Source organism: Schnuerera sp. (assembly GCF_035459645.1).
Taxonomy (GTDB): Bacteria; Bacillota; Clostridia; order Tissierellales; family Tepidimicrobiaceae; genus Schnuerera.
The window spans coordinates 1-1,594 of the sequence record NZ_DATHXO010000127.1 but is presented as its reverse complement, the minus strand read 5'-3'; the positions used below and the strand labels follow the sequence as shown (position 1 = coordinate 1,594).

The following is a 1,594-nucleotide window of genomic DNA, read 5'->3' as shown; positions in this document are numbered from 1 at the left end:
CTGTTCAAGATTTACAACTTTTATCAGATATTTTTGATATAAAAACAATTATAAGTTTAGACGGTGAAATAGGTAATAATATTCATTCTACAGTAGAAGATTTAGGAATGAAACATATTATTCTGCCTCTAAGAGGTAATGATACTCCCAATGCTTTAAATTTTTTTTCTAACAATATACATCGAATGATGGACAAATTTCAGCCAGTTTATATTCACTGCCGGCATGGAAGTGATCGAACCGGAATGGCAGCAGCTTTATATAGAATTCGTCAACAAGGATGGTCTCCTACCAAAGCTTTAATAGAAGCTTATTATTTTGATTTTGGCGATAAATTAGATGATGAAACTTTTAATTTGTACTCACAAATAATAACTGATAATGCTGAGGATGTCAATGATTCTTTAGATTCTACTATCGTTAGCAGAATGCAAAATTGGTTTAATCAGGGATTAAATCCTCCTGCATTTTCGCCGCAACAATCATTTGCTCCACCTGAAAATATACCTATGTCAGGATTAGATGGTAATGCTCCTTATGTAGGTTTACATTCTGAAGAATCTCCTCCACTGTCTATGACGGATCCGATGATGCCGGCACAATATTTAGATCCTTATCCTTCTGATTCTCAGAGTAGAAAAAGAGAATTAGCCCGTCTATATTTAGATCAATTACCCACTCAAATTCCTTTGAGCGGTCATTATGATGTTGCTCCTTATGGTATAAGAGGAGTAGGCCCTGTAGAGCCTCAATACTTTTTAACTATTTAACTTCTACTAATAGGTTTATATTTGGAGTAGATGACTAATATAATACATAAAATTGCTCAAAACGTTGAGTTATCTTTTGAAATTCCAGAAGCAGATAAAGAAATAGCTGAAGAAGCTAAAATGTATTTTGAATCTGTAAGTAAGTATTTAAAAATAGCAACCCAACATTTAGGGGTAATTTACGATCCATTTGTAGAACATAGTGATGTTCCTGTAGAATCTGTTATTAGACATCGTGGGCTTTTAACTAGGCTAAGTAATAAAATTGAAGAAAATTTTGAAAAGGTACAAGTAAACGCTGTTAAAGCTTTACAAAAATTGCATCATTTTTCTGTAGGGGATTCTGATATTCAAGAATTAATTAATTCTTTTGAAGAATCAGTTGATAGTGTAACTGATGATGTAAGTACTTTATTAAGTTTATTACGTTATAATTACAGATCATCAGAATTTAGATCTAGAGTTATTAATTTAGTAGATAGGATTAGAAGTAATTCTAAAGAATTAACAGATTTTATTTACGACAGAATTATAGATCATATAGATAGCAATTTATTAGCTAAGGATTGGATGGATGAAGCTAAAGATAAGTTGGAATTAAATGACTTATCTAATCAGGGAGGGCCTTTAATCACTCGTCTTTTTGAAGAAAGGCAGAAAGCCCTTCATCCAGATAGATTCCCTGCAGCAGAAAAACCTAGTCAATCGTTAAATGTTAGTGATGCACCTAAGATGCATTATCCAGATTTTGTAAGAAAAATGCCAGGACCTTTAGGAGGATAAAATGAGTTTCGTTAAACAAGGAGATGCCGAAGAGATTCTAT

Annotated in this window: 2 protein-coding genes; both read left to right on the top strand. The window is 32.5% G+C overall.

All coding sequences use genetic code 11. From position 1 onward, the window contains the following. Window positions 1–770, top strand: a 770-nt coding sequence (locus VK998_RS02965) for a phosphatase domain-containing putative toxin (protein ID WP_325225309.1), incomplete at its 5' end; no start/stop codon positions are given. 30 nt (window positions 771–800) lie between these two features. Beyond that, entirely contained in the window at window positions 801–1,553 is a 753-nt protein-coding gene (locus VK998_RS02960) for a hypothetical protein (protein WP_325225306.1), read from the top strand. The last annotated feature ends 41 nt before the right edge of the window (window positions 1,554–1,594 follow it).

Bases quoted from the DNA above. Each gene is read 5' to 3' on its own strand.
- VK998_RS02960 (WP_325225306.1), top strand. From the start codon at position 801: ATGACTAATATAATACATAAAATTGCTCAAAACGTTGAGTTATCTTTT.